Annotated in this window: 33 protein-coding genes; 10 read left to right on the top strand and 23 right to left on the bottom strand. The window is 59.0% G+C overall.

The genetic code is table 11. The features are described from left to right. Nucleotides 1–110: 110 nt before the first annotated feature. Nucleotides 111–536 (bottom strand): nucleotide triphosphate diphosphatase NUDT15, encoded by a 426-nt coding sequence (locus CYR52_RS07300; protein WP_072932888.1) that lies wholly within the window; start codon nucleotides 534–536, stop codon nucleotides 111–113. A gap of 247 nt (nucleotides 537–783) precedes the next feature. Here CYR52_RS07300 and fruB point away from each other — a divergent pair, with 247 nt between their 5' ends. From fruB to fruA, 3 genes are read left to right on the top strand one after another with little or no spacing between them, the layout of a single operon-like run. Then, nucleotides 784–1,914 (top strand): fused PTS fructose transporter subunit IIA/HPr protein, encoded by a 1,131-nt coding sequence (gene fruB / locus CYR52_RS07305; protein ID WP_101828301.1) that lies wholly within the window; start codon nucleotides 784–786, stop codon nucleotides 1,912–1,914. Then, the gene (gene fruK / locus CYR52_RS07310; protein WP_101828302.1) at nucleotides 1,911–2,849 is read left to right on the top strand and encodes a 1-phosphofructokinase; all 939 of its coding nucleotides are present in this window, start codon (nucleotides 1,911–1,913) and stop codon (nucleotides 2,847–2,849) included. Before fruB ends, fruK begins: the two co-directional genes overlap by 4 nt. Nucleotides 2,850–2,863: 14 nt before the next feature. Beyond that, entirely contained in the window at nucleotides 2,864–4,585 is a 1,722-nt protein-coding gene (gene fruA / locus CYR52_RS07315) for a PTS fructose transporter subunit IIBC (protein WP_072932883.1), read from the top strand. Between the two features lie 64 nt (nucleotides 4,586–4,649). Here fruA and nfo read toward each other — a convergent pair whose 3' ends face one another. Further along, nucleotides 4,650–5,513: a deoxyribonuclease IV gene (gene nfo / locus CYR52_RS07320; RefSeq protein ID WP_101828303.1), complete on the bottom strand. Its 864-nt coding sequence runs from the start codon at nucleotides 5,511–5,513 to the stop codon at nucleotides 4,650–4,652. Nucleotides 5,514–5,592: 79 nt separating this feature from the next. Continuing rightward, complete coding sequence (locus CYR52_RS07325; protein ID WP_101828304.1) at nucleotides 5,593–6,675, bottom strand: YeiH family protein; 1,083 nt, start codon at nucleotides 6,673–6,675, stop codon at nucleotides 5,593–5,595. Nucleotides 6,676–6,986: 311 nt separating this feature from the next. Between CYR52_RS07325 and yieE the strand changes: the two genes are divergently transcribed. The 4 genes from yieE (at nucleotide 6,987) to CYR52_RS07345 (ending at nucleotide 11,699) form a co-directional block, all read left to right on the top strand. Next, nucleotides 6,987–7,874, top strand: coding sequence for a DNA-binding transcriptional regulator YeiE (gene yieE, locus CYR52_RS07330; protein ID WP_072932912.1), 888 nt, complete (start codon nucleotides 6,987–6,989; stop codon nucleotides 7,872–7,874). A 188-nt stretch (nucleotides 7,875–8,062) separates the two neighbouring features. Beyond that, complete coding sequence (locus CYR52_RS07335) at nucleotides 8,063–9,535, top strand: amino acid permease (RefSeq protein WP_072932878.1); 1,473 nt, start codon at nucleotides 8,063–8,065, stop codon at nucleotides 9,533–9,535. A gap of 293 nt (nucleotides 9,536–9,828) precedes the next feature. Then, nucleotides 9,829–10,911: a FecCD family ABC transporter permease gene (locus CYR52_RS07340; RefSeq protein WP_072932876.1), complete on the top strand. Its 1,083-nt coding sequence runs from the start codon at nucleotides 9,829–9,831 to the stop codon at nucleotides 10,909–10,911. Continuing rightward, nucleotides 10,908–11,699 (top strand): ABC transporter ATP-binding protein, encoded by a 792-nt coding sequence (locus CYR52_RS07345; protein ID WP_072932873.1) that lies wholly within the window; start codon nucleotides 10,908–10,910, stop codon nucleotides 11,697–11,699. Before CYR52_RS07340 ends, CYR52_RS07345 begins: the two co-directional genes overlap by 4 nt. 1 nt (nucleotide 11,700) lies before the next feature. Here CYR52_RS07345 and CYR52_RS07350 read toward each other — a convergent pair whose 3' ends face one another. The 4 genes from CYR52_RS07350 to puuD all read right to left on the bottom strand — a co-directional run bounded on the left by CYR52_RS07350 (nucleotide 11,701) and on the right by puuD (nucleotide 15,004). Next, a complete protein-coding gene (locus CYR52_RS07350; protein ID WP_241522400.1) occupies nucleotides 11,701–12,183 on the bottom strand; it encodes a GNAT family N-acetyltransferase in 483 nt (160 codons plus the stop codon). A 44-nt stretch (nucleotides 12,184–12,227) separates the two neighbouring features. Further along, on the bottom strand, nucleotides 12,228–13,505 hold the full coding sequence (locus CYR52_RS07355) for an NAD(P)/FAD-dependent oxidoreductase (RefSeq protein ID WP_072932855.1): 1,278 nt from the start codon (nucleotides 13,503–13,505) through the stop codon (nucleotides 12,228–12,230). A 145-nt stretch (nucleotides 13,506–13,650) separates the two neighbouring features. Continuing rightward, entirely contained in the window at nucleotides 13,651–14,208 is a 558-nt protein-coding gene (gene puuR, locus CYR52_RS07360; protein ID WP_072932852.1) for an HTH-type transcriptional regulator PuuR, read from the bottom strand. A 13-nt stretch (nucleotides 14,209–14,221) separates the two neighbouring features. Next, complete coding sequence (gene puuD, locus CYR52_RS07365) at nucleotides 14,222–15,004, bottom strand: gamma-glutamyl-gamma-aminobutyrate hydrolase (protein WP_072932850.1); 783 nt, start codon at nucleotides 15,002–15,004, stop codon at nucleotides 14,222–14,224. Nucleotides 15,005–15,285: 281 nt separating this feature from the next. Here puuD and CYR52_RS07370 point away from each other — a divergent pair, with 281 nt between their 5' ends. Then, complete coding sequence (locus CYR52_RS07370) at nucleotides 15,286–16,704, top strand: glutamine synthetase family protein (protein WP_072932848.1); 1,419 nt, start codon at nucleotides 15,286–15,288, stop codon at nucleotides 16,702–16,704. Nucleotides 16,705–17,197: 493 nt separating this feature from the next. Further along, on the top strand, nucleotides 17,198–18,580 hold the full coding sequence (locus CYR52_RS07375) for an APC family permease (protein ID WP_072932846.1): 1,383 nt from the start codon (nucleotides 17,198–17,200) through the stop codon (nucleotides 18,578–18,580). 179 nt (nucleotides 18,581–18,759) lie between these two features. On the opposite strand, the gene sbcB is transcribed toward CYR52_RS07375, so the two are convergent. After that, entirely contained in the window at nucleotides 18,760–20,190 is a 1,431-nt protein-coding gene (gene sbcB / locus CYR52_RS07380; protein WP_101828305.1) for an exodeoxyribonuclease I, read from the bottom strand. Between the two features lie 180 nt (nucleotides 20,191–20,370). On the opposite strand from sbcB, the gene CYR52_RS07385 reads away from it, so the two are divergent. After that, the gene (locus CYR52_RS07385) at nucleotides 20,371–21,552 is read left to right on the top strand and encodes a tyrosine-type recombinase/integrase (RefSeq protein WP_101828306.1); all 1,182 of its coding nucleotides are present in this window, start codon (nucleotides 20,371–20,373) and stop codon (nucleotides 21,550–21,552) included. On the opposite strand, the gene CYR52_RS07390 is transcribed toward CYR52_RS07385, so the two are convergent. The 15 genes from CYR52_RS07390 to CYR52_RS07445 form a co-directional block, all read right to left on the bottom strand. Next, nucleotides 21,533–21,724: a helix-turn-helix transcriptional regulator gene (locus CYR52_RS07390; protein ID WP_101828307.1), complete on the bottom strand. Its 192-nt coding sequence runs from the start codon at nucleotides 21,722–21,724 to the stop codon at nucleotides 21,533–21,535. The genes CYR52_RS07385 and CYR52_RS07390 overlap by 20 nt on opposite strands. A gap of 103 nt (nucleotides 21,725–21,827) precedes the next feature. After that, the gene (locus CYR52_RS07395) at nucleotides 21,828–22,124 is read right to left on the bottom strand and encodes a hypothetical protein (RefSeq protein WP_072930011.1); all 297 of its coding nucleotides are present in this window, start codon (nucleotides 22,122–22,124) and stop codon (nucleotides 21,828–21,830) included. A gap of 281 nt (nucleotides 22,125–22,405) precedes the next feature. Then, nucleotides 22,406–22,606: a DUF551 domain-containing protein gene (locus tag CYR52_RS07400; protein ID WP_241522401.1), complete on the bottom strand. Its 201-nt coding sequence runs from the start codon at nucleotides 22,604–22,606 to the stop codon at nucleotides 22,406–22,408. Continuing rightward, nucleotides 22,603–22,836, bottom strand: a complete 234-nt coding sequence (locus CYR52_RS07405) for a DUF4060 family protein (RefSeq protein ID WP_101828308.1) — start codon at nucleotides 22,834–22,836, stop codon at nucleotides 22,603–22,605. The genes CYR52_RS07400 and CYR52_RS07405 overlap by 4 nt, the downstream gene beginning before the upstream one ends. Beyond that, a complete protein-coding gene (locus CYR52_RS07410; protein ID WP_101828309.1) occupies nucleotides 22,820–23,098 on the bottom strand; it encodes a DUF5405 family protein in 279 nt (92 codons plus the stop codon). Before CYR52_RS07410 ends, CYR52_RS07405 begins: the two co-directional genes overlap by 17 nt. A gap of 87 nt (nucleotides 23,099–23,185) precedes the next feature. Then, complete coding sequence (locus CYR52_RS22355; protein WP_146001329.1) at nucleotides 23,186–23,428, bottom strand: hypothetical protein; 243 nt, start codon at nucleotides 23,426–23,428, stop codon at nucleotides 23,186–23,188. Then, a complete protein-coding gene (locus CYR52_RS07415) occupies nucleotides 23,428–23,670 on the bottom strand; it encodes a DNA polymerase III subunit theta (protein ID WP_101828310.1) in 243 nt (80 codons plus the stop codon). The genes CYR52_RS22355 and CYR52_RS07415 overlap by 1 nt, the downstream gene beginning before the upstream one ends. 44 nt (nucleotides 23,671–23,714) lie before the next feature. Next, nucleotides 23,715–24,239 carry a hypothetical protein gene (locus CYR52_RS07420; protein ID WP_146001330.1) on the bottom strand — a complete coding sequence of 175 codons (525 nt, stop codon included), beginning with the start codon at nucleotides 24,237–24,239 and terminating at the stop codon, nucleotides 23,715–23,717. A 17-nt stretch (nucleotides 24,240–24,256) separates the two neighbouring features. Next, entirely contained in the window at nucleotides 24,257–24,598 is a 342-nt protein-coding gene (locus tag CYR52_RS07425; protein WP_101828312.1) for a hypothetical protein, read from the bottom strand. A 19-nt stretch (nucleotides 24,599–24,617) separates the two neighbouring features. After that, the gene (locus tag CYR52_RS07430) at nucleotides 24,618–25,079 is read right to left on the bottom strand and encodes a single-stranded DNA-binding protein (protein WP_101828313.1); all 462 of its coding nucleotides are present in this window, start codon (nucleotides 25,077–25,079) and stop codon (nucleotides 24,618–24,620) included. Then, nucleotides 25,080–25,703: an ERF family protein gene (locus CYR52_RS07435; protein WP_101828314.1), complete on the bottom strand. Its 624-nt coding sequence runs from the start codon at nucleotides 25,701–25,703 to the stop codon at nucleotides 25,080–25,082. After that, complete coding sequence (locus tag CYR52_RS22610) at nucleotides 25,700–25,849, bottom strand: hypothetical protein (protein WP_165699074.1); 150 nt, start codon at nucleotides 25,847–25,849, stop codon at nucleotides 25,700–25,702. The genes CYR52_RS07435 and CYR52_RS22610 overlap by 4 nt, the downstream gene beginning before the upstream one ends. Further along, entirely contained in the window at nucleotides 25,846–26,049 is a 204-nt protein-coding gene (locus tag CYR52_RS07440; protein WP_101828315.1) for a thioredoxin reductase, read from the bottom strand. Before CYR52_RS07440 ends, CYR52_RS22610 begins: the two co-directional genes overlap by 4 nt. Continuing rightward, nucleotides 26,046–26,177 carry a hypothetical protein gene (locus CYR52_RS23000; RefSeq protein WP_277622362.1) on the bottom strand — a complete coding sequence of 44 codons (132 nt, stop codon included), beginning with the start codon at nucleotides 26,175–26,177 and terminating at the stop codon, nucleotides 26,046–26,048. Before CYR52_RS23000 ends, CYR52_RS07440 begins: the two co-directional genes overlap by 4 nt. Then, entirely contained in the window at nucleotides 26,174–26,302 is a 129-nt protein-coding gene (locus CYR52_RS07445; protein WP_101828316.1) for a protease FtsH-inhibitory lysogeny factor CIII, read from the bottom strand. Before CYR52_RS07445 ends, CYR52_RS23000 begins: the two co-directional genes overlap by 4 nt. Nucleotides 26,303–26,335: the final 33 nt, after the last annotated feature.

The raw sequence follows: 26,335 nt of genomic DNA on the forward strand, positions 1-26,335 counted from the left end.
TCAGTTGCTGAAAAGGTAAACAGATTTTTCTTCGCCGGCAGGCCAACGTGAAAGGGTGATCGGCGGCCGGCAGAGGAAAATTGCCCTGCCGGCAGAAGAGATTCAGCGGGTTACGCGGTATCCGGTAAACAGAACTGCCCGCGCTGCCACAAGGTTATCGCTGTTTCGCTGGCTTCAAAGTGCGGCCGGGGCAGGGCGTCCGGGGCACACCAGCGCCATTCTGCACACTTCTGAGGCTCTTTGCGCTGCGCCTCGCCGCCGGGATGGCGGGCCAGCAGGCAGACAGACACCGTGTGTTTGCCCTCCTGGCGCCAGGTTTCCAGGTTGTTGCTGATACCGATCACCTGCGGTGCAACCAGTTGCAGGCCGGTCTCTTCCGCCACCTCCCGGATTGCCGCCTCGGTGAAGCCCTCGCCCGGCTCCATATGGCCGCCGGGAATCGACCAATAAGGCGCGTGGCTGCCGCAACGTTGACCAAACAACACCTCCCCGGAGGCGTTCACAATAATTACCCCTACACCCATGACTACCGGCATGAATTCTCCTGTCAGCTATTTTCAGCAAAAAGCGCTTGCATCGTGTATGTGCTTCAGCCGCAATCAGCAAAATGTGCGTGAAGTCAAAAAACTGTGACAACAACCACAAGAAAACTTGCATAAAAGTCAGGCTGGTCAGAGACTAATTGAAACGTTTCAGCGCTGGTCAGCGTGTTCATGGCCTTACCGGGGCCGCCTTTTTCTCAAGAGAGCTGAAACGATTCAATTTCAGCAAGCGAGGAGAATTATGTTCCAGTTGTCACAGCAAGACATCCACCTCGGTGCCGCGGCTGCCAGCAAGCAAGAGGCCATCCAGCAGGTGGCGGCAGCCCTCACCGCCGCCGGTAATGTGGGCGCCGGTTATGTTGACGGCATGCAGCAACGTGAGTTGCAGACCTCCACCTACCTCGGCAACGGTATCGCCATTCCCCACGGTACCACTGACACGCGCGATCTGGTACTCAAAACCGGCGTGCAGGTCTTCCAGTTCCCGCAGGGCATCGCCTGGGGCGACGGCCAGACCGCCTATGTGGTCATCGGCATCGCCGCCCGTTCAGACGAACACCTGGCCCTGCTGCGCCAGCTGACGCACGTGCTGTCTGATGACAGCGTCGCGGCTGAAATGGCGAAAACCGACTCCAAAGAAACCCTGCGCGCCCTGCTGATGGGCGAAAAGCAGAGCGCGGAGCTGCTGTTTGACACCTCGCTGATGGCGCTGGATGTGGCCGCCGACAACCTGATCACGCTGCAGGCGCTGAACGCCGGCCGCCTGCAACAGGTCGGCGCGGTAGACAGCCGCTTCGTCAGCGATGCCGTCAGCCGTGCGCCGCTGAGCCTCGGCCAGGGCATCTGGCTGGCAGACAGCTTTGAGGGCAACCTGCGCAGTGCGGTGGCCGTGAGCCGCCCGGCCAGCGCCTTTGAGCAGGACGGCGAGAAAGTCGCCCTGCTGGTGACCGCTGCCGTGGCAGACGACCAGCCGCTGGCGGTGCTGAACTACCTGAGCGACCTGCTGCTGGCGGACAAAGCTGAACGCCTGCTGAAGGCTGACGCACCGACGCTGCTGGCGCTGCTGACCAGCGTGGTGCCCGAAGAGAGCCAGGTGCTGAGCGCCGAATTCGTGGTGCGCAATGAACACGGCCTGCACGCACGGCCGGGCACCATGCTGGTGAACACCATCAAACAATTTACCAGTGACATCACCGTGACCAACCTCGACGGCAGCGGGAAACCGGCCAACGGCCGCAGCCTGATGAAAGTGGTGGCGCTGGGCGTGAAAAAAGGCCACCGCCTGCGCTTCACCGCCAGCGGGGATGACGCCGAACAGGCGCTGCAAGCCATCGGCACCGCCATCGCCGAAGGGCTGGGGGAGGGCGTATGAGCCGCAGAGTCGCTACCATTACCTTAAACCCGGCCTACGATCTGGTGGGGTTCTGCCCGGAAGTCGAGCGCGGTGAAGTCAACCTGGTGCAAACCACCGGGCTGCACGCCGCCGGGAAAGGCATTAACGTTGCCAAAGTGCTGAAAGATCTGGGCATTGACGTTACTGTCGGCGGCTTCCTGGGCAAAGAGAACCAGGACGGTTTCCAGCAGCTGTTCAGCGAGCTGGGCATCGCCAACCGCTTCCAGGTGGTCAACGGCCGTACCCGCATCAACGTCAAACTCACCGAGAACGGCGGTGAAGTCACCGACCTGAATTTCTCCGGCTTTAACGTCACCCCGCAGGACTGGGAACGCTTCGTCACCGATTCCCTGAGCTGGCTCGGCCAGTTCGACATGGTGGCGGTGAGCGGCAGCCTGCCGGCAGGCGTCGATCCGGAGGCTTTCACCGACTGGATGACGCGCCTGCGCAGCCAGTGCCCGTGCATCATTTTCGACAGCAGCCGCGACGCGCTGGTCGCCGGGCTGAAAGCCTCGCCGTGGCTGGTCAAACCCAACCGCCGCGAGCTGGAGATCTGGGCCGGTAAAAAACTGCCGACGCTGGAATCCGTGGTGGAAGCGGCCCACGGCCTGCGCGACCAGGGCATCGCCCACGTGGTGATCTCGCTGGGTGCGGAAGGGGCGCTGTGGGTCAACGCCTCCGGGGCCTGGCTGGCGCGCCCGCCGGCCTGTGAGGTGGTCAGCACCGTGGGGGCGGGCGACTCGATGGTCGGCGGCCTGATTTACGGCCTGCTGATGCGCGAATCCAGTGAACATACCCTGCGCCTCGCCACGGCGGTTGCCGCCCTGGCCGTGAGCCAGAGCAACGTCGGTGTGACCGATCGTACCCAACTGGCGGCGATGATGGCCCGTGTTGATTTAAAACCTTTTAACTGACAGCAGGAGGCACAATGAAAACGCTGCTGATGACAGACCCGTCGCTGGGACAGGCACGAGGCTATCTGGCGAAACGTATGCTGACCGCCGCGGCCCAAAAAGCCGGGGTAACGCTGACCGACAATGTGGCGGAGGCCGAACTGGTGGCCGTCGCCGGGGAACAGGCACCGGCAGACGCCGCCCTGAACGGTAAAAAACTCTTTGTGGGCGCGCTGCAACAGGCCGTGCGCGATCCGCAGGCGTTCCTGCAACGTGCTCAGCAGGAAGCCACCGCGTATCAGGCGCCGCAACCCACCGCGACCCTGACCAACGCCCCGGCTGCCGCGGCGGCCACCGGGCCGAAACGTATTGTGGCAGTCACCGCCTGCCCGACCGGCGTGGCACACACCTTTATGGCCGCCGAAGCCATTGAGGCGGAAGCCAAAAAACGCGGCTGGTGGGTAAAAGTGGAAACCCGCGGCTCCGTGGGTGCCGGTAACGCGATCACCCCGGAAGAAGTGGCGCAAGCCGATCTGGTGGTGGTGGCGGCCGACATCGAAGTGGATCTGGAGAAGTTTGCCGGTAAGCCGATGTACCGCACCTCGACCGGGCTGGCCTTGAAGAAGACCAAACAGGAGCTGGACAAGGCAGTGGCGGAAGCGGAAGTCTACCGGCCGGCCGGTGCAGGCAGCACGGCAGCGAAAAGCACCAAAAAACAGGAAGGCGGCACCGGCCCGTACCGTCACCTGTTGACCGGCGTTTCCTACATGTTGCCGATGGTGGTGGCAGGCGGGTTGTGTATCGCGCTCTCCTTTATCTTCGGCATCAAAGCGTTTGAAGAAAAAGGCACGCTGGCCGCCGCACTGATGCAGATTGGCGGCGGCTCCGCCTTCGCCCTGATGGTGCCGGTACTGGCCGGTTACATCGCCTTCTCCATTGCTGACCGTCCCGGCCTGACGCCGGGCCTGATTGGCGGGATGCTGGCCGTGAGCACCGGTGCCGGGTTTATCGGCGGCATCATCGCCGGTTTCCTGGCCGGGTATGTGGCCCGTGCCATCAGCGGCAACCTGCGCCTGCCGGCGAGTATGGAGGCGCTGAAACCGATCCTGATCATCCCGCTGGTGGCGAGCTTGATCACCGGTCTGGTGATGATCTACATCGTCGGCACACCGGTTGCAGGCATCATGAAATGGCTGACCGACTGGCTGCAATCGCTGGGTACCGCCAACGCAGTCCTGCTGGGGGCCATCCTCGGGGCGATGATGTGTACTGACATGGGCGGCCCGGTGAACAAAGCGGCTTACGCCTTTGGTGTGGCGCTGCTGAGCTCCTCCGTGTATGCGCCGATGGCTGCCATCATGGCGGCCGGTATGGTGCCGCCGCTGGCGATGGGTGTGGCCACCCTGTTGGCCCGCCGCAAATTTGCGCAAAGTGAGCAGGAAGGCGGTAAAGCGGCGCTGGTACTGGGACTGTGCTTTATCTCTGAAGGCGCGATTCCGTTTGCTGCCCGTGACCCGATGCGTGTACTGCCGTGCTGTATCCTGGGCGGGGCGCTGACCGGTGCCCTCTCCATGGCGTTTGGTGCCAAGCTGATGGCACCGCACGGCGGGCTGTTTGTGCTGCTGATCCCTGGTGCTATCCAGCCGGTGCTGCTCTACCTGGTGGCGATTGTTGCCGGTACGGCCCTGGCAGGGATCTCTTACGCCATCGTGAAACGCAATGATGCGGAAGTGGCGGAGAAAATCGAGGCGCAGTAAGCGGTTTCCAGTTTCTCCCCTGACAAAAAGGCGCTCAGTGAGCGCCTTTTTTTATGCCGCGGCGTCAGGCTGCCGGGTTGTCTGCGGTATCCTGCTGCGACTTCAGCCAGGCGATCTCCTCGGCCCAGATGCTGCTGTCGATGGTTTCCAGAACCAGCGGGATATTATCGAACCGCGCATCCGCCATGATGTAGCTGAACGGCGTATGGCCGATGTTGCCCATGCCGAGGCTGTGATGGCGGTCAACCCGGCTGGCGAAGGCACTTTTGGCGTCGTTCAGGTGCATACCGCGCAGGTAGTTAAACCCGACAATCCGGTCAAACTCGGCGAAGGTGCGGTCACAATCCTCGCGCGTGCGCAGGTCATACCCGGCGGCAAAGGCGTGGCAGGTGTCGATACAGACGCCGACCCGGCTCTTGTCTTCCACGCCGTCAATGATGGCGGCCAGGTGCTCAAAGCGGAAACCGAGGTTGCTGCCCTGTCCGGCGGTGTTCTCAATCACTGCCGTGACGCCTTCGGTCTGGTCGAGCGCGATATTCACCGACTCCGCGATCCGCGCCAGACACGCGTCTTCATCAATCTGCTTCAGGTGGCTGCCGGGGTGGAAATTCAGCAGCGACAGCCCCAGTTGCCCGCAGCGGGTCAACTCATCGATAAAGGCCACGCGTGATTTCTCCAGCGGCTCAGCTTCCGGGTGGCCAAGGTTAATCAGGAAGCTGTCATGCGGCAAAATCTGCCCGCTGGTGTAGCCGTAACGCTCACAGTTGCGCCGGAAAGTGTCAATCACCTGGCTGCTCAACGGGGCAGCACGCCACTGGCGCTGGTTTTTGGTAAACAGGGCGAAAGCCGTCGCCCCCAGCGCATGGGCGCGTTCCGGCGTCTGATCAACCCCGCCTGTGGCGCTGACGTGCGCTCCGACAAACTTCATGTCATTCTCCTCTGGTTCTGCCTGTCAGCGCATAGTGTAATGGTTTTGTTACCACAAACGGAGCCTTTGATCGCAGCGGTTACCCCAGCAGGGCATTGACCAGCAGGTTAATCCCCGCGCCACCGGCCATCAGCCAACCGAACAGCAGGCCGCCCAACAGCAGCGGGCGCACACCAGCCTGTTTCAGGGCGCTGAAATGGGTGGTCAGCCCCAGTGCTGCCATCGCCATCGCCAGCAGCAGGTTGTCCAGCGCCAGCAGCGCCTGCACCCAGTGCACCGGCAGCAGCTGTAAGGAGTTCAGCATCGCCACCCCGATAAAGGCCAGCGCAAACCACGGCACGGTCACCGGTGCGCCGCCGCCGTTTTTCGCCGGTGCCCGCCGGGCCAGCCAGCCGGAGAGCAACAGCAGGAACGGGGCCAGCATCATTACCCGCATCATTTTGGCAATCACCGCGGCATTTTCAGCCTCCGGGCCGAGGGCGTGGCCGGCAGCCACCACCTGCGCCACCTCATGCACCGTGGAACCGGTATAGATGCCGAACGCCTGCGCGCTTACCGGCCAGGCGCTGTGCGCCTGCAACAGATGGTAGAGCCACGGGTAGGCGAAAATCGCCAGCGTGCCGTACAGCACCACGGTCGCGACCGCGATGGCGGTTTTGCCCGCATCGGCCTTCGCCACCGGCCCGGTCGCCATGACGGCTGCCGCGCCACAGATGCTGCTGCCGGCCCCGATAAGCCAGGTGGTGGCGTGATCCAGCCCAAAGACACGGCGACCAAGCCAGCAGGCCAATAAAAAAGTTGAGCTGAGTGTCAAAAAATCGATAAGCCAGCCTGTGGCTCCTACCGCCGCCACCTCCTGAAAGGTGAGGCGAAAACCATACAGGATGATCCCGAGCCGCAGCAGCCGCTGTTTGGCGAAAATCACGCCGGGATTACCGGCGGTTTGCAGCCGGGGATAGACCGTATTCCCCACCACAATACCGGCCAGAATCGCCAGTGTCAGTGCACCCAGCCCGAGGGCAGCAACGCCGTCGAAGCGGCTCACCCACAGGGCGAAGGCGGTCAGCAGGCCGGTCAGCGCCAGCCCCGGCAGCAGGGCTGCCATCTGTTTGGGATCGGGCAGCGCAGTGCGTCTGCCGGTCAATAAAGAGAGAGTATTCATCGGGATGCCTCCTTGGTCAGGCAGGCAGCTTACGGCGGGAAGGTATAAAAGAGAAATTGATTATATCGTTATAACCAACCGCTAAAAGTGGTATAAACATTAGCGCAATCAATCAATAACGTAGCTGAAACATACGGGCTGCCGGGGCCGCCTCACGAAATGCGGCAAACGTGATACCCTTAATTGTGAGGCACCTGCGCCACGCCCGGCCCTGACGCCGATCGCCGGTGCAAACCCAGAGCCGGAAGCGCCGTCGGTTATCGGCACTGGCAGCGTTTCCGGGCATGCTGCGCCAACACACAGAGATCGCTATGCATATCACACTCCGACAACTTGAAGTCTTTGCTGAAGTGCTGAAGAGCGGTTCAACCACCCAGGCCTCGGTGGTGCTCTCCCTGTCACAATCTGCCGTCAGCGCCGCGCTGGCTGACCTGGAAAACCAGCTTGGGGTACAGCTGTTTGACCGGGTCGGCAAACGGCTGGTGATCAACGAGCATGGGCGGCTGCTCTACCCGAGGGCGCTGGCGCTGCTGGAGCAGGCCGGGGAGATCGAGCGGCTGTTCAACCATGACAACGGCTCCCTGCGCATTGCTGCCAGCAGCACCATCGGTAACTACATGTTGCCGGGGATGATCGCCGAATACCGCGCCGACTACCCCAACACGCCGCTGGAGCTGAATGTCGGCAACAGCCAGGACGTGATCACCGCGGTGGCCGATTTCCGGGTGGATCTCGGCCTGATAGAAGGGCCGTGCCATATGCCGGAGCTGATCACCCAGCCGTGGCTGCAGGATGAGCTGGTGGTGTTTGCTGCGCCGCAGCGGGTCAGGGCAGGGGAGCCGCTGGCCGAGCGGCCGGTGACGCCGGACATGCTGGCGCAGGCACCGTGGATTTTGCGGGAGCGCGGTTCCGGCACCCGTGAGGTGCTGGATCACCTGTTGCTGGCGCGGCTTCCGGCGTTCAATCTGGTGATGGAACTGGGCAATTCTGAGGCGATCAAACATGCGGTGCGCCACAATATCGGCATCAGTTGCCTGTCGCGCCGGGTGATCGCAGAGCAGCTCACTGCCGGGACGCTGGCTGAAATTCCGCTGCCGGGCGAACCGCTGATGCGTACCCTGTATCTGATCCACCACCGGCAAAAACATATCTCCAGTGCGCTCCAGCGCTTCCTCGACTATTGCAAACTCCGCCAGTAATTCCCCGCGCATTGCTGCTTTTTCCGGCAATCTGCTCAGCCTTGCAACAGTTGTTGCCGGGCTGTTACTTATAATCCATAGCCTATCATGAAGCTCTCTTATAACCGCCCGATCCTGCTATACCTTAGGGGCGGGTTTGCTACAATCCGCCCTCAAATTCCCCCGGGACGAACAAAAATAGGGTAACAATGGCGGAACAACATACTAATAATTCGCAGCCGCAACCGGCCCTGCGCCGTGAGCTTAAAGCGCGTCACCTGACGATGATCGCGATTGGTGGATCGATCGGTACCGGGCTGTTTGTGGCCTCCGGCGCCACCGTGTCACAGGCCGGGCCGGGGGGCGCACTGCTCTCCTATGCGCTGATCGGCCTGATGGTTTACTTCCTGATGACCAGCCTCGGCGAACTGGCCGCGTTTATGCCGGTCTCCGGTTCCTTCGCCACCTACGGCGCAAAATATGTCGAAGAGGGCTTTGGTTTCGCCCTGGGCTGGAACTACTGGTACAACTGGGCGGTGACCATCGCCGTGGAGCTGGTGGCTTCGCAGCTGCTGATGAGCTACTGGTTCCCAGACGTACCGGGCTGGATCTGGAGCGCCCTGTTCCTGGGGCTGATGTTCCTGTTGAACTGGATCTCGGTCAAAGGGTTTGGCGAAGCGGAATACTGGTTCTCGCTGATCAAAGTGGTCACGGTCATCATCTTTATTGTGATCGGCGTGCTGATGATTTTCGGCATTATGAAGGGCGGTGAACATGCGGGCTGGCAGAACTGGACCATCGGCGACGCGCCGTTTGCCGGGGGCTTCTCCGCAATGATTGGCGTGGCGATGATTGCCGGTTTCTCTTTCCAGGGCACCGAGCTTATCGGCATCGCGGCCGGGGAGTCAGAAGACCCGGCGAAAAATATCCCGCGCGCGGTGCGTCAGGTGTTCTGGCGGATCATGCTGTTCTACATCTTCGCCATCCTGATCATCAGCCTGATCATTCCTTATACCGACCCAAGCCTGCTGCGTAACGACGTGACCGACATCAGCGTCAGCCCGTTCACGCTGGTCTTCAAAAACGCCGGGCTGCTTTCGGCGGCGGCCGTGATGAATGCGGTGATCCTGACGGCGGTGCTCTCTGCGGGTAACTCCGGCATGTACGCCTCCACCCGTATGCTGTTTACGCTGGCATCGGAAGGCCGCGCGCCGCGCATTTTCGCCCGCCTTTCCAAAGGCGGTGTGCCGCGTAACGCGCTCTATGCCACCACGGTGGTGGCGGCGCTCTGCTTCCTGACCTCCATGTTTGGTAACCAGACCGTGTACCTGTGGCTGCTGAACACCTCCGGCATGACCGGCTTTATCGCCTGGCTCGGCATTGCCATCAGCCATTACCGCTTCCGCCGCGGGTATGTGAAGCAGGGGCTGCCGCTGTCGGCGTTGCCGTACCGTTCCGGCTTCTTCCCGTTGGGGCCGATGTTCGCCTTTGCGCTCTGTCTGGTGATTACACTTGGGCAGAACTATCAGGCGTTTCTGGAAGACCAGATCGACTGGACGTCGGTAGCCGCCACCTACATCGGCATTCCGCTGTTCCTGCTGATCTGGTTCGGCTACAAGCTGACCAAAGGCACCAAAGTGGTGAAATACCACGAGATGGACTTCCCGGAATACAAAGCGTAACGGCGTCCGGGTAAACGCAGGGCGGGTCAGCAGACCCGCCCTTTTTTATGCGGAAGAGCCGGCCGGGCAGGCAGGAACCGAGCAGAAACAACCTGTTACCTTTCTGAAAACCCTGTCGCGCCCATCAATGATATTGATAAGAATTCTCGTTTGCTTTAAGGTTGGCTCCGCGTTGCCCGGCCTCCGGCCGCACGCACTCAGCGCACCGTCTTTGCTGTTCCCGTCAGGCCCCGGCGTTACCGCGATGTGCCGGCCGCACGGGAAAAGAATCACCCGCAACAGGTAATCACAACATGAGCATCACCACTGACCCGTCACGCCTGGCGGCCGCTGCGCCACAGGCCGGCGTAATGGGGCACTACCGGCGTATTGTCCGGCACCGTCTGTTAATTATGGCGCTGCTGGTTGTGGCCATTTTCGGCTCGCTGGTTCTTGATTTCACCCTCGGCCCGGCCGGGCTGTCACTGCCGACCCTCTGGCATACGCTGCTGTCCCCGGACACCGCCGACGCCGGAACCCGGGTTATCGTCTGGGACATCCGGCTGCCCTATGCGCTGATGGCGGTGGTGGTGGGGCTGGCGCTCGGCCTCGCCGGGTCAGAGATGCAGACCATCCTTAACAACCCGCTGGCCAGCCCCTTTACCCTCGGGGTGTCGTCGGCCGCCGCCTTTGGTGCGGCGCTGGCGATTGTGCTCGGCATCGGCGTGCCCGGCATTCCGGCGCAGTGGTTTATCTCGGCCAACGCGTTTATCTTTGCGCTGCTGGCGGCGCTGATGCTGGACGGCGTCACGCGCTGGACGCGGGTGGCCACCTCCGGCGTGGTGCTGTTCGGCATCGCGCTGGTGTTCACCTTCAACGCGCTGGTGTCGATGATGCAGTTCATCGCCACCGAGGATACGTTACAGGGGCTGGTGTTCTGGACGATGGGCAGCCTGGCGCGCGCCAACTGGACCAAGCTCGGCATCCTGCTGGCGGTGGTGGCACTGCTGCTGCCGTTCTCGATGGGGAGCGCGTGGAAACTCACGGCGCTGCGCCTGGGGGAAGACCGTGCGGTAAGCTTCGGCATCGACGTGCGGCGTTTGCGGCTGGCGACGCTTTTACGCATCAGCATTCTGTCGGCGCTGGCGGTGGCGTTTGTCGGGCCCATTGGCTTTATCGGGCTGGTGGCTCCGCACATGGCGCGGCTGATGTTCGGGGAAGATCACCGCTTCTACCTGCCCGCCAGTGCACTGATGGGCGCGCTGGTGCTGTCGATGGCCTCCGTGGCCTCGAAAAACCTGATCCCCGGCGTGATTATTCCGGTCGGTATCGTCACCTCGCTGGTCGGCGTGCCGTTCTTCCTCAGCATTATTTTACGCCACCGGGGGAATGTATGACCGCAGGGCTTGAGATTCAGGCATTCCACGCCGGTTACCCGAAACGCCCGGTGATCCGTGACCTTAACGTGCCGCACCTGCCGCGCGGGCAGATCACGGTGCTGCTGGGGCCGAACGGCAGCGGCAAATCCACCCTGCTGCGTTCACTGGCCGGGCTGAACCCGGCGCAGGGCGCACTGCGGCTGGACGGGCAGGACCTGATGCAGATGCCGTTTGCCCGCCGGGCAGAGCAGGTGGTGTACCTGCCGCAGTCCCTGCCGGCCGGGGTGCACCTGCATGTGCTGGAGTCGATTATTGTGGCGCAACGTGCCGCGGGCGGGCGCAGCCATACAGCCGCCGGCGAGAGTGAGGTGATGGCGCTGCTGGAGCAACTGGGCATCGCCCATCTGGCGCTCAGCTACCTCGATCAGCTCTCCGGCGGCCAGAAACAGCTGGTGGGGCTGGCACAATCGCTGATCCGCCAGCCGTCGTTGCTGTTGCTGGATGAGCCGCTCAGCGCGCTCGATCTCAACTACCAGTTCCATGTAATGGACTTAGTGCGGCGTGAAACCCGGCGGCGCAATATGGTGACGGTGGTGGTGGTGCATGACATCAACATTGCGCTGCGCCACGGCGACCACGTATTGATGCTGCAAAACGGTAACCTGATCGCGGACGGCGCACCGGAAACGGTGATCACCCCGGCGAGCCTGGCGAAGGTGTACGGGGTGCGCGGGCGTATTGAACGCTGCTCACAAGGGACGCCGCAGGTAATGATTGACGGGCTGGTGGCCCAGCCGTCACTGTAACTCAGCGCGTGCCGGTATAGATATCCGGCTGCACCTGCTGCCAGACGAAATTCTCGCGGTTTACCGGCGTGTAGCCGAGTTTTTCATACAGCCAGGGCGCAGTAGAGGTGACCAGCATCACCCGTCGCAGCCGGTTCCACAGCGGGTGGGCCTGGCAGCACGCCATCAGCCAGCGGCCCAGCCCGGCCTGCTGGTACGCCTCCAGCACGTAAACGTCACACAGGTAGCCGAAGGTGGCATAATCCGTCACCAGCCGCGCGAAGCCTATCTGCGTCTCCCCGTGGTACAAGCCAAAGTTCAGGCTGTGTGCCACCGACTGCTGCACCGTCCCGCGATCAATCCCCGCCGCCCAGCTGGAGCGGGTCAGGAAAGCGTGGATCGCCGTAATGTCCAGCTGGGCTGGGTCGGTGGAGATGCGGTACGGCGGGCGAAGCCATTCCACCGGCGGATCCACGGTTTCTTTCATCATTGGGGCGTGTTCCATCTCATCGTGCTCCTTAACTATAGCGGGGCTGCCGCCCCTAAACGCTACCCCAGCCGGTCGCGCAGCGCGTAGTAGACCGCGCCGATGGCGGTGAACGGCACCTGCAGGCTGCGGCCGCCGAAGAACGGCATGTGCGGCAGGTTGGCGAAGGCGTCGAAACGTTCGGCATCACCGCGCATCACTTCAGAAATCAGTTTGCCGGCCAGGTGGGTGAGGGTGACGCCGTGGCCGCTGTCGCCCTGCATATAGTAGACATTTTTCTCCAGCCGGCCGAACTGCGGCATCCGTGACAGCGTCAGCAGGAAGTTACCGCTCCAGCGGTAGTCAATTTTCACGCCTTTCAGTTGTGGGAACGTTTTATACAGCTTCGGCAGGATCAGCGGGTCAATATCGGCCGGGTCGCGCGCGCCGTAGATCACGCCGCCGCCAAACAGCAGCCGCCGGTCCGCGGTCAGGCGGAAGTAATCCAGCAGGTAGTTGCAGTCTTCCACGCAGTAGTTGTTCGGCAACAGCGACCGGGCCACCGCCTCAGACAGCGGCTCGGTGGCCACAATCTGTGAACCGCACGGCATACTGAGGCGCGACAGGCGCGGCTCGAGCCTGTCGCCCAGGTAGGCGTTACCGGCCATGATCACAAACCGTGCCCTGACTTCGCCCTGCGCGGTGTGCACCCGCGCCGGGGTGCCGTGGTCAATGTGGGTGACGGCCGAGTGTTCGTAGATGCGCCCGCCGTGGCGGCGGATCGCCTCGGCTTCGCCCAGCGCCAGATTGAGCGGATGAAGGTGGCCCCCGCGCGGGTCGAGCATACCGCCCACGTAGCGCCGGGTGCCGATTTCATGCCGGATGCCGCTCTCATCCAGCATGATCAGACTGTGATGCCCATACTTCTCCCACAGCGCTTTCTGCTGGTGAAGGTGGGCCACCTGTTTATAGTTGAGGGCGGCGAAGATGCCGCCGGGGCGATAGTCACAATCAATGGCGTACTGATCGATGCGCTGGCGGATGATGTCCGCCCCTTCAAAGATCATGCTGCCCAATGCCTGGGCAGTGTCGTGGCCGTAACGCGCCTCGATCACATCCACATCCCGGCTGAAAGAGTTCACCACCTGGCCGCCGTTGCGCCCGGTGGCTCCCCAGCCGACACGCACCGCCTCCAGCAGCACCACATCGTACCCGGCTTCCGTCAGGTAGAGGGCGGAAGAGAGGCCGGTAAAGCCGCCGCCCACAATACAGACGTCACACTCCACCTGGCCGGCCAGCTGCGGCCACGGCTCATGCGGGTTGGCTGTTGCCGCATAGTAACTGGTAATATGCTCGGTCATATCCTTCTCCTTATACAGGCCCGGTGTGCTTCTTGCCCACAGGGGAACGCGGCGACCTCAGGCCGGGGTTCCCACGCTGCGGAACAGACACCGTAGATGGCAACAAAATGAAGCAATTACTGTGCCATTGCCTGCGGATTGACCGCTAAAACGTCGTCGGGGTGTGGGCGCTGATAATGCGGCACACCTGCGCCGACAGGTTGGTAAAGCTGTGCGCCATGCCGGTATTGATGGTGTAACTCTGCCCGGCATGGAGCGGGAATTGCTGGCCGTTCACCGTCAGGACAATTTCCCCTTCCAGCAGGGTGCCGACCTCCTCACCCTGATGGCGGATCTTCTCGCCGGTGCTGCTGCCCGGCTCATAGGTTTCCAGCAGCATCGCCAGCGTGCGCATCGGGTTGCCGTTATGGACCAGCTTCATCGATACGCCCTGGCTGCCAATCTCAATCAGGTTCTCCGGTTCAATCACCACCTGCGGCGTTTTCAGGCGATCCTCATCGGTGAAAAACTCTGCCATCGACAGCCCGTATACCGTCAGCAGCTTTTGCAGCGTGCTGATCGCCGGGCTGACCTTGTCCTGCTCAATGGTACTGATGGCGCTGTGGGTCAGGCCGGCCAGTTCGGCCGCCCGGCGCTGTGATAACCCCAGTTGCTGGCGCAGCTGTGACAGCCGTCGCCCCGGTGCCAGGCTGACTTCACTCATAGGACGTTTTCGCTCATAGGACGTTTTCCTGCACCGCGCGCTCCTCAACCATCGCGTCGCGGCATGCGCAAATAAAGGCCTCAAACAACTGGCGCGATACCGGGTTTTCCTCGATGCGCCATTCCGGATGCCACTGCACCCCCAGGGCGAACGGGTGGTCACGCACGCTGACCGCCTCCACCAGGCCGTCCGGCGCGCTGGCTTCCACGCGCAGTGACGGGCTGAGCCGCCGTGTGCCCTGGCCGTGCAGCGAATTCACCTCAAACAACGGTGTGCCCGGCAGCAAAGATTCGAGTAATCCGCCCGGTTCCACAATCACCGGGTGTGCCGGGCCGTACTGAATATCCGCCGACTGTGAGAGATCCTCGCGGTGGTCCATAAAGCCCGGCTCGTTATGCACCTGCCGGTGCAGCGCGCCGCCGGTGGCCACCACCAGCTCCTGCATCCCGCGGCAGGCGGCAAACAACGGCAACCGCTGGTCGAGGACGCTGCGGATCAGCGTCAGCGCCAGTTTGTCGCGCCCCGGATCGATCCACTCTTCAATCCCCTCTTCACCATAATGGTGCGGCTCAATATTGCTCGGGCTGCCGGTCAGGAAGATCCCGTCAAGCCGGGCGATCACGCTGTCGAGCGCATAGGGCTGAGACGCCAGCACCTGCGGCAATGCCACCGGTAACCCCCCGGCTGCGAACACCGCATCCAGGTATTTTTCTTCAACGGTTTGTGTGTAATGCCCCTCAATACATTCCCGGCACATAACCACGCCAACAATCGGTCTGTTAAATATATTGCCCATTATTTGACCTCGCAGACTGGACTAAATTTTTGCCAAAAAACGCTGCTTTTTTGACATCCTGGTCATTATTTTATCAATTTAGCAGTCCGGTGGTTAATATTCAAACCAGCTCGTAACATTTGCAAAACATAAGTGATGGGGCTATGTTTCTAGCAGACGGTGTATATTTTGAGCGCACAACGCAGCGCCCCCAGACAGGACCCAGGTTTTGAAAACAATCAGTTAACGGTGCAGTCAGCCCTCTGTGGGCCGCGCCGGACCCTCACAACGGCAGGTGATTTATGCAAACCAATCTGGTAGAAGTTGAAAAATTCGCGCAGCATAGCGAAGAGAGACGAAGTAGCGCGTTCCAACGTGAAGTCGAACAATACTTGGAACGCCATCCCTTAACCCAGCACGTCGACGTCCTCCTCACCGATCTTAACGGTAGTTTTCGCGGTAAACGCATCCCTGTCTCTGCATTGAAACGCCTCGAAAAAGGCTGCTACTTCCCTTCATCCGTCTTCGCGATGGACATCCTCGGCAATGTGGTGGAAGAGGCCGGTCTCGGCCAGGAGCTGGGCGAGCCTGACAACGTCTGTATGCCTATCCCCGGTACGCTGGTGCCCTCCGCCGCTGACCCGGAGCACATCGGCCAGTTACTGCTTACCATGATGGACGAAGATGGTACTCCCTTTGACGTTGAACCCCGTAATGTCCTGAATAATGTATGGCAAGCATTGCGCCGACGCGGACTCTTCCCGGTGGTAGCGGTAGAGCTGGAGTTCTATCTGATCGACCGTCAGCGTGACAGTGAGGGCTACCTGCAACCCCCGTGCGCCCCCGGCACCCAGGAGCGCAACATCCAGACCCAGGTCTACTCGGTGGATAACCTGAACCATTTCGGCAACGTGCTGAGCGATATTGACGCGCTGGCACAGATGCAGCACCTGCCTGCCGACGGCGCGGTGGCGGAATCCTCGCCCGGCCAGTTTGAGATCAACCTCAACCATACCGACAACGTGTTGCGCGCCTGCGATGATGCGCTGGCGCTGAAACGCCTGGTACGCCAGGTGGCAGAAAACCACAACCTGCACGCCACCTTTATGGCGAAACCCTATGAAGAGTATGCGGGCAGCGGGATGCACATCCACGTCAGCATGGTGGATGCCCAAGGCAAAAACCTGTTTGCTGATGCCGACGGTGAAGACTCCGCGCTGTTGAAACGCGTGCTGGCCGGGATGATTGACCTGATGCCGGCATCCATGGCGCTGCTGGCACCGAACGTCAACGCGTTCCGCCGTTTCCAGCCGGGCAAATATGTGGCGAACCAGGCCTCCTGGGGCCACAATAACCGTACCGTGGCACTGCGTATTCCCTGCGGGGACGCCAACAGTCACCGTGTGGAGTACCGGGTCGCGGGTGCGGATGCCAACCCCTATCTGGTGGTGGCTGCGGTGCTGGCCGGGATGCTGCACGGGCTGGACAACGAGTTGCCGCTGCCGGAGCCGGTGACCGGCAACGGGCTGGAACAAGAGGGCGTGCCGCTGCCGATCCGCCAGAGTGACGCGCTGTATGAATTTGAAGAGCAGTCGCCGCTGAAACACTATTTAGGTGAGCGCTTCTGCCACGTGTACCACACCTGTAAATCAGATGAGCTGCTGCAATTTGAGCGGCTTATCACGGAAACTGAGATTGACTGGATGCTGAAAAACGCCTGACCGGCAGAAAAACAGCGGATCGGCGCCTGCGCAGGATTGGCTGTTTTTTACACGAATTGAAAGAATGTGTGTCAGGGCGTCTCTGGATCTTGTCATCTTTGCCCCCCTCGGGCAGAATACGCGGCTTGCAAATAACCGGCGCTCACAGGCGTCGGTTATTTTTTTGCATTCAAGGCTGTACAAACCATTTACGCGCGCTGGAAACAGGGCGTTTTTACATATCAAGAGGCCGGGCTTCGATCCGGATAGATAATCAAACCAGTCCGTGTGCGACCCCAAACTCTACCGGTCGCCACTATGAGGAAATGAACGATGGGGCAAAGTAAAGTGTTCGTGCCGGTGCCCGCCGGCGTCTGTGGTCATAGCCAGGAAAAAAGTACCAGGTTGTGCCGGACCCGCGCCGCGGTGTCCCCCCAGTTTCCTCTGTATGAATACCCCAGGCCGGTAATGCCGAGCCTTACCCTTTCCCCGCGCGCGCTGGGAGGGCTGAGCCATGTCTGCTGATGTGATGGCGGCCGCACCGGCGGCGCAGCGCGTGAAGCTGCATAAAACCCTGACGCTGGTTCAGGTGGTGATGATGGGCCTGGCCTATCTGCAGCCAATGACCATTTTTGATACCTTCGGCATCGTGACCGGCCTGACGGACGGCCATGTCGCGACCGCCTACGCCTTTGCGCTGATCGCCGTGCTGTTCACCGCTGTCAGCTACGGCAAACTGGTGCAGCGTTTCTCCTCTGCCGGTTCGGCCTATACCTATGCCCAGAAAGCCATCAGCCCGCACGTCGGCTTTATGGTGGGCTGGTCGTCGCTGCTGGACTACCTGTTCATGCCGATGATCAACATCCTGCTGGCGAAAATCTACCTGGAAGCGATCTTCCCAGGCGTGCCGTCCTGGATCTTCGTGGTGGCGCTGGTAAGCCTGATGACCTTCTTCAACCTGCGCGGCATCAAGCTGGTGGCGAACCTCAACAGCTTTATCGTGGTGGTGCAGGTGGCGATCATGGTGGTGTTCCTGGGCCTGCTGATCCACGGCGTGTATCAGGGCGAGGGCACCGGCCAGCTGGTGAGCAGCAAGCCGTTCTGGTCTGAGAATGCGCACGTGGTGCCGATGATTACCGGCGCAACCATCCTCTGCTTCTCGTTCCTGGGCTTTGACGGCATCAGCTCGCTGTCAGAAGAGACGCCGAACGCGGCGAAAGTGATCCCGCGTGCGATTTTCCTGACGGCGCTGATTGGCGGCATCATCTTTATCGTGGTGTCGTACTTCCTGCAACTCTACTTCCCGGACATCTCGCGCTTCCAGGACCCGGATGCGTCGCAGCCGGAGATCATGCTGTATGTGGCCGGTAAGTTCTTCCAGTCGGTTATCCTCTGCTTCTCCTGTGTGACGGTGCTGGCGTCCGGCATGGCCGCGCACGCCGGTGTGTCGCGCCTGCTGTATGTGATGGGCCGTGACGGCGTCTTCTCGCAGAAGATCTTTGGTTACGTCCACCCGAAATGGCGTACCCCGACCTTTAACGTGGTGCTGGTAGGTGTGGTGGCGCTGTCTGCCGTCTGCTTCGACCTGGTCACTGCCACGGCGCTGATTAACTTCGGTGCACTGGTGGCGTTCACCTTTGTGAACCTGTCGGTGATCTCGCAGTTCTTTATCCGCGAGAAGCGCAATAAAACCGCGAAAGAGGTGCTGCACTACCTGGTGCTGCCGGTGATCGGCGCGCTGACGGTCGGGGCGCTGTGGCTGAACCTGGAAGCCAGCTCGATGTACCTGGGCCTGGCATGGGGCGCGGTTGGCCTGGCTTACCTGGCTTACATCACCCGCTTCTTCAGCAGAACCCCGCCGCAGATGGAAGAGGATGCCGCCGACGAGATGGCGTAATCCCCGCGCAGCGGCCGCAGCAATACAGTAATAAAAAAGCCAGACTCCGGTCTGGCTTTTTTGCGTGTGCAGCCTGGTGCGGCGGTTCAGCCTGCCGGTTCGCGGCCCCCTGGCGGTTCAGTCTGCCGGTTCGCGGCCCCCTGGCGGTTCAGTCTGCCGGTTCACGGCCCCCTGGCGGCTTAGCCCGCCAGTTCACGACCATAGTCGTACAGGGCTTTCAGCAGCACCAGTTTCTCTTTATCCCCTTCGTGCAGGTTATACAACTCCTCCAGTTCCTGAAGGTAGCGCTGCACGCGCTCGGCACTCAGCGCCTCACGCCGGTGCTGCAACCAGCGCTGCTGCTCGGCGTCATCCAGCGTGGCCGGGTAGTTGCGGGCGCGGAAGCGGAACAGCAGCGCCTCCATACGCGGATCCTGGAAAGTCAGATCCAGCGCCGGCAGGTTCTGTGGGGCGGTCTGGCGGATAATGGTCATGGTGGTGCGGTCAGCCTCACTGAAAAAGCCGTCATAGAGCTTGCCGTCAACATCGTCACTGCCGCTGAACGGCTCCGCTTCGGCATACAGCGCCACGACCTTTTCCCGCACCTGCGGGTTATCCCGCAGCAGTTTCAGGTTAGCGAGGCAGCGTTCACGGTCGATGCCCAGCCGGTCGGCGGTTTCCGGTAACAGGGTTTTGGCCGGGGCCAGCACTGGGCATTTGTTGATGTGCACCAGCTTCAGAGGCACGGCAGCCTGATCGCCCGCCAGCTGGTCGCGGCGGGTATAGAGCCGCTCGCGCAGTGCGTCCGCGTCAAGCGTGAGCAGCGGCGTCATGTCGCCGGCCAGATCGCAGACAATCAGCGCATTTTTGTTGTCCGGGTGCCAGGCCAGCGGCGCAATCCAGCTGGTGTTGCCGCGTGCTGCGCCGAACATGCCGGACACATGCACCAGCGGCGCCATCTGCGGGATGTCAATCAGCGTCATCAGTTTGTGTTTGCTGCGGTGGGTCAGCAGGAAATTAAACAGCCGCGGCTGCGCCTGCTTCACCAATTTCGCCATCGCAATGGTGGCATACACGTCGGACATCGCGTCATGGGCGTGGGTGTGCTCCACACCGTTGGCTTTCGTCAGGTGCTCCAGTTTAAAGCTGGGGAAGCCTTCCTCATTTTCCGGCCATTCGATCCCTTCGGGGCGCAACGCATAGCAGGCGCGCATCACGTCGAGCAAATCCCAGCGGGAGTTACCGTTCTGCCAGCTGTAGGCGTACGGATCGTAGAAGTTGCGGTAAAGCAGGTTGCGCGTCACCTCATCATCAAAGCGGATATTGTTATACCCCATGATGCAGGTCTCCGGCACGCTGAAGGCCTCATGGATCCGGCGGATAAACTCCGCTTCCGGCAGCCCCTGCGCCCTGGCATGTTGCGGGGTGATGCCGGTGATCATCACGGCTTCCGGCTCCGGCAGGTAGTCATCGGCCGGGCGGCAGTAAATCACCAGCGGCTCTTCGATGATGTTGAAATCCATGTCGGTACGTACCCCGGCAAACTGCGCGGCGCGGTCGCGCCACGGGCTTTTGCCGAAGGTTTCGTAATCGTGAATAAGGAAGGTAGGTTGTTCGCTTTTGTTTGCCAAGATTTTTATCCGTTCACTTCTGTTTGCTAACATACTGTTTGAGCAGTGACAATCCCGCCAAACATCCTCGCTCTTGCCCGCACATGTTCACATCAGTTCATTGATGTTCTCTTTAGTCCATGCAATATTGCGTACACAGTTGGTACAGAACTTCATTTTCACTGCGTACAGAAAATAATTATGGCTTTGAGCGACACTAAACTCCGTTCATTACATGGTAAACCATATTCTGGTTCTCCAGAAGTTTCAGATGTAGATGGCCTCAGCGCTCGCATCTCTCCGAAAGGGGTGATCACCTTTCAATATCGTTATCGCTGGAAAGGTAAGGCCCAGCGCCTTGGCTTGGGACGATATCCAGCACTGAGCCTGAAAGATGCCCGAGCACTTACCGGAGAGCTGCGCCTTCTTTATGACGGCGGCACAGACCCCCGTACTTACTTTGAAGAAACCTCAGGCGGTGACTCCATGACTGTCGGCGACTGCCTGCGCTACTGGAAAGAGCATTACGTCGATGTAGCCCTGCGCCCAAAAACGCAGGCTTTGTACACATCGACCGTGCTTAAGCACTTAGAAGGCGCATTCTCGGGCAGGCCCATTGCCGATATAACTGTAAAGCAGTGGGTAGATTTCTTCTCAAAAGAGGAAAAAGAGAACCCCCGGCGCGCTCGGCAGTTGCTGTCCCAAGCCAGGACGGCCATTAATTGGTGCATAAGGCGTCAGGTGATTGATAGCTCCTCAATTATGCGCATCAGCCCGAAGGATGTTGGCGTGCGTTCAGAAACTGGGAGTAGAGTGCTGACATACAGTGAGCTGGCTCGTATCTGGGTGGCGATTGAAAGAAGCAGAGCAGCTACATCTAATAAACTGCTTCACCAGATGCTGATGCTATGGGGGGCTAGGGTATCAGAGCTTCGACTTGCAGAAAGAAAAGAGTTTGATCTGAGCGAATGGGTCTGGACGGTTCCGAAAGAGCACAGCAAGATGCATAACGTCATCAGGCGGCCCATCTTTGAACAGATGAAGCCGCTACTGGAACGGGCAATGGAAACCTATGACCAAATATTGTTCCCAGGAAATGATGTAGGCCAGCCAATAACCATTGCCGCCGCGAACCGCTACATTTTGCGTATTCGCGAGGGAATGGATATTGGTTACTGGCGCGCTCATGACTTTAGGCGAACTATTGTCACGCGTCTTTCGGAGGAAGGGGTAGCACCTCACGTTACCGAAAGGATGCTTGGGCATGAGTTGGGCGGGGTAATGGCGGTATATAACAAGCATGACTGGATAGAGGATCAGAGAAAGGCATATGAGATACATGCCGATAAGCTGTTCTGGCACATCAGGAAGCTTTCTGATTAACACCTCCGTTTAGTATCCATTCTTCAACCGCGCTCTTGAGAAATGCTTTTGGGCGCGTTCTGACGGGCTTGGGAAAATTATGCGACTCACAATACTTCCACATGGTTGTGCGTGAGGTAATCTGCAATTTTTCCATGACTTCTTTTTCTTGGATCAGGGTAATGTCAGACATAGCTACTCCTTTGGTGGCTTACTGATGAAGCTGTCGATGATGAAAAGGGTGACGATGGCGAGCCAGGTGATTAGCTCGCCCGGGGAGATGTCGGGGATGGTGGTCACAGGTCTTTTACTTCTTTCTCACCATTTACCCAGCCATCCTCATAATCCGTTTCACCTTCGCTAATCAGGCGGGCGTGCTCGACTACATCGCTCCAGTTCATGTTATTGGCAGCCCAATCCTCAACCTCAAATGGGTCATGCTCAAAAAGTGGCATAGTGTCTTCAGCAAGGCTTTTCTCAACGTCACCACCACACTCACCTGCGTAATAAGTTGCGCGGTGCGTTGCAATAATACTGACGGGTACAGCCCATACGCTTTCATCTGGCATAGTTACAAACAGGTGTTTGGACATAGTGATTCCTCACGCATAGCGCGATAGTAAAAGGTTAGGGGCGTTAGCCCATCAGGACGTAATAGATAGCCAGGGCGGCGATAGTGATAAGCAGGTGAAGTGGTGTAAGCATTCTTAGCGGCGCACCTCCGCACATTCCAAAATAACCCGCGGGCGAACCATCCTGATGCGCTCAGCCATCTGCTGGCATTCGGTCAGGGTGGGGAAGATGGTTTCTGATACGGGGACGGTGCGGCAATCAGTAGTGCATGAGGTGAGTAAGAGAACGAAGCCGGCGAGCATTAGCTAACCTCCGGTGGCTCTGGTAGTGGCATCCAGTGGGTTACTTTGCCAAAGAATCCTTCTCCTCCCCAGCAATCACCATTCCAGGAGCAATTCCACTGATAATGGCTTTTTCCCAAGCTGTTTTGCTCTTCGACGTAGCACCAATAGCGACCGCCTTCATTTGGTACTCGTTCGCTACATTTAATCCACTCGCTCATGCAACCTCCAACACCTTAGTTAACGTTCTGACACCAGTAATCACCGTCGCTGCCATAGTCTTGCGCCGGGTGACGACCTCTATCTGATAGAACCTGCCGCGATATGCGACTGAGTAAATCCGGGGATGAAACTTGTTGCCCTCGCCATACTTGGCTTTATGCGTTTCCAATGCCTTCATGGCTGCGACGATGTGAACAGGCTCTTTATCTCCCTTAATGACTTCCTTCACGTGCCACCTCAAAAGCCTTTACGCACTCCAGGGCGGTGAGTTCGATGTGCTTTTGCATGGCTTGCAATGACTGCACATCCTCTTTCTTCACATCATGAACAATGAGTGCATTGATCAGCTGCTCCAGCTTGTTGTAATAGCCAAGTCGTGACAGCACTTCACTACCAGCACTCTTCCCGCTTTTGGCGACTTTCTTCTCACACAGGACAAAGTCATGAGATGACACTTCAATAACGTATTTATCGCCGATGTTAATCTTCATAGTGGTTTCCTTCAGGCGTAAAAAAACCGCTCAAGGCGGCTTGTGATGGGTGATAAAAACCCCGCAGAGGCGGGGTCATTTATGGTCTTATTTAGTTGAAGTAGGCTTAGGATTGAATTGCTTTACTGCATGATCAAGCTCCGACTGATGTGGAGGGGTAAACTCAGATGCAGCGTTGTAAAATTCATCACCTGACTTCATTCGGTAAACGGTAAGACTCCGCCAAATCCTTGGATTCTCACTTTCTAAGATAGATACTTTTGGTAGACCTGATACGTACTGTAATGGCTCCCCAGAATACCCGGTTGCAAAGATTAAATAATCATCCATTACTTTCCCTCCTCCCTAAAGTAGACCGGATCAATCCCACGCGGGAACTGCTGACTTACCTCCCTGTAGTGCTGCAGCCTCTCCCTGAAATAATCCCTGTATTCCTCCGGCTGCTCCGCTTCCACATGCTGCGGGATAACCGGCTGATTCATCCTTTCCTTGTATGCGACTGATGACGCCGCAAGGTCAACGTTCACCTTGTCACGTTCTTCTCTGCTGCGTTCTGCGATATTGAAAGACATAGGCATACCTCCTGAATGGAGTATACGCCGGAAAGAGAAGGGTGCTATACCTGGCTGTTCAGGCGGAGCACTTCGGCGCGGCAGGAGTTCCAGCCATAATTTTCAATGTTATCGCAGAGCGCGTTGTCATTGCTCACGGCCTTTTCATCTGGCACCTGCACCACCGGCGCTGGCGGGGCGGTGTAGAGAATGCGCGTTTTGACGCCATAGCGTTTGCACTCTTCATAATGCGACTTTGTGACAGAAGACATGAAGCCGTTCATCTCCGCCTCATACACGGCCGGTTCGGGTCGCTTATTCAGCTCATCCGCCAGCGCATCACGCTCTGCCTTAAGCTCAGCATTCTGCCGCAACAGGCTAAGCATGACGCTCGGTGTGCTCACCTCAAGATAGGCTTCCATTGCCTTGGATAGCGCTTCCTGCTGCTTCCCTGCGCACTCTATGCTTGCGCTAACCAGTGCTTCCTGAAGCCGTTTAGCCACCGCTTCAAACTGACTAAATTCCTCCGGCACAACCGCTTTCCCTACGATGTGGCAATCCCCAATCGGGGCGGGCTGTTTGTCTGTCATGATGAGTCCTTACGTGATTAACCCTGACGGACAGCGCCGCCAAAGCCCCTGATTGGGTTAGTGTAGTCGAGGTAAATATCAGTGTTAGCAGGCTGCTCTCTGGTGAACATCTGCCTGTCTTTAGCGAGAATATGCTCAGGGCATAGTGGGTAGAACGCCGCTTCCTTGTTGAGCGCGTTGAGCCTCATCCTGTTGAGGCGCTCATGCTGCAATCCCTGTCTGGCGCACTCCACTGCCTTGAGCGCACCAGCAACGATGAGAGCATCCCTTTCTTTGATTCGGCGGAGCTTGTCCAGGTATTTTGGACGCAGCTCAACCGGCAGGTTGTCGTAGACATCCTGCTCGTGGCTGGTGAGCATGTGGGGTTACCTGTGAAGGTTAGAAGGGGGTATCGTCGTCAAAATCCATTGGCGGCTCTTCCTGCTGAGCCGGGCGTTGCGCTTGCTGCTGGCGCTGAGGTGCCGGCCGTTGCTGCTGGCCATCATCACCCTGGCGACCGCCAAGCATTTGCATTACTCCGCCAACGTTGACGTGAATCTCTGTTGTGTACTTCTCGACACCTGCTTGGTCTGTCCACTTTCGCGTGGCCAGCTTGCCTTCGATGTATACCTGCGAACCCTTACGCAGATATTCACCGGCCACTTCTGCCAGCTTCCCGAACAGCACCACCCGGTGCCATTCGGTTTTTTCTTTCTGCTCACCGGTTGCTTTGTCACGCCATGATTCTGACGTGGCCAGCGTAATGTTGGCCACAGCACCGCCACTGGGCATGTAACGCACCTCGGGGTCTTGCCCCAGATTACCAACGAGAATTACCTTGTTAATGCCTTTGCTTGCCATTTATGCCGCCTGCTTTAGTTCTGAACCGCGTGTCTTAAAGACTTCCACGCACTTCTGTTGATGTTCGGGATGCTTGGCCAGGGAGTTCCATGCCGGTTTGTATATCGCCTTCAACTCTTCAACCGTGTTACTTGCCCCAGCTTGAGCCGTGAATTCAGCCAGGATTTCATCAGGTGTTCTGCTGGCCACCTCATGAACCTCTGAGTCAGGATCAACAGCAGTCTCTTCTGTGGGAATGCAGAACGCCTGAAACGCAGCGTACTTGTAGGCGATAGACATAGCCTTATTCGTGGCCTTGTCGCCGCTATCCATAGCCTCGCCGTAGGTGGTGACTGTATGGGTGCTGCTGTCTTCTGTAGACACGAAATCGAACTCTGCCCTGACCACGACATAGAACAACACGCCACCTTTCTGTGTGGCTCGCTCGGTCACTGTGCGCTCTGTGATGCGCGGCAGAATGACCAGGTTGTGCTTGGCCAGCATGGGTGCCAGTGCGTTATACACCTGGTCGATGCCACGGAAGTTGAAGCCCTGCTGCTGGTTGCGGCGGTCTTTGCTGATACCAACCGCCGCCATGTCCTTGGCCACCGCGCTGATGGCCTGATAAACCTTCTTCACTGTCATTGATAGTTCCCCGCAAACTCATCCCAGCTAATCTCTGGGTTCTGCCGTTCCGCAGCCAGGTTAACCGGCTCGCCAATATCAACCGGCTCATCAGCCAGCACGTCTTTCACCAACGCGATGAAAGCGTCATCACTCCATTCATTCATGCTGCATACTCCTGTGGTGCGGTAACGCTGTAACCCTGTCCTGTAAGCCACTCAACTACCGCTGCGATATCCAGGTTATTGAGGATTTCTTTTTCATCAGCGATGCCATATAGGGCTGCATCAATAGCTTCCACTTTGTATTCACCAGGCCGGGCTGCCGGCCTAATGTGAAAGTCCCGGCATTCAAATTTCAGGTTCATGGTAATAGCCCCTTGCTTTGGCAGAACTCGCGAGCCATCAGCTGATAGCCAGCGGCGTTGTTTGGATATTCACGACTACTCCCGCTTATCGTGATGATGAGAAGCTGACCGGCGATGGTGAACTTCATGGATGCCTCACTGAACGAGTGAATGAACGCCAGCCAGAACGGAGGCGCTCGGTAATAATGTCGAGTAAAGAGTTATTGAAGCTATTGGCACCCATGATGGTGCCGCCTGCGATAGCTAAATCCATCACGGGTGGTTCCTTAAGTTGATTGTTTACATA

Origin of the sequence: Chimaeribacter arupi (genome assembly GCF_002858805.1) — a bacterium.
Classification (GTDB): domain Bacteria; phylum Pseudomonadota; class Gammaproteobacteria; order Enterobacterales; family Enterobacteriaceae; genus Chimaeribacter; species Chimaeribacter arupi.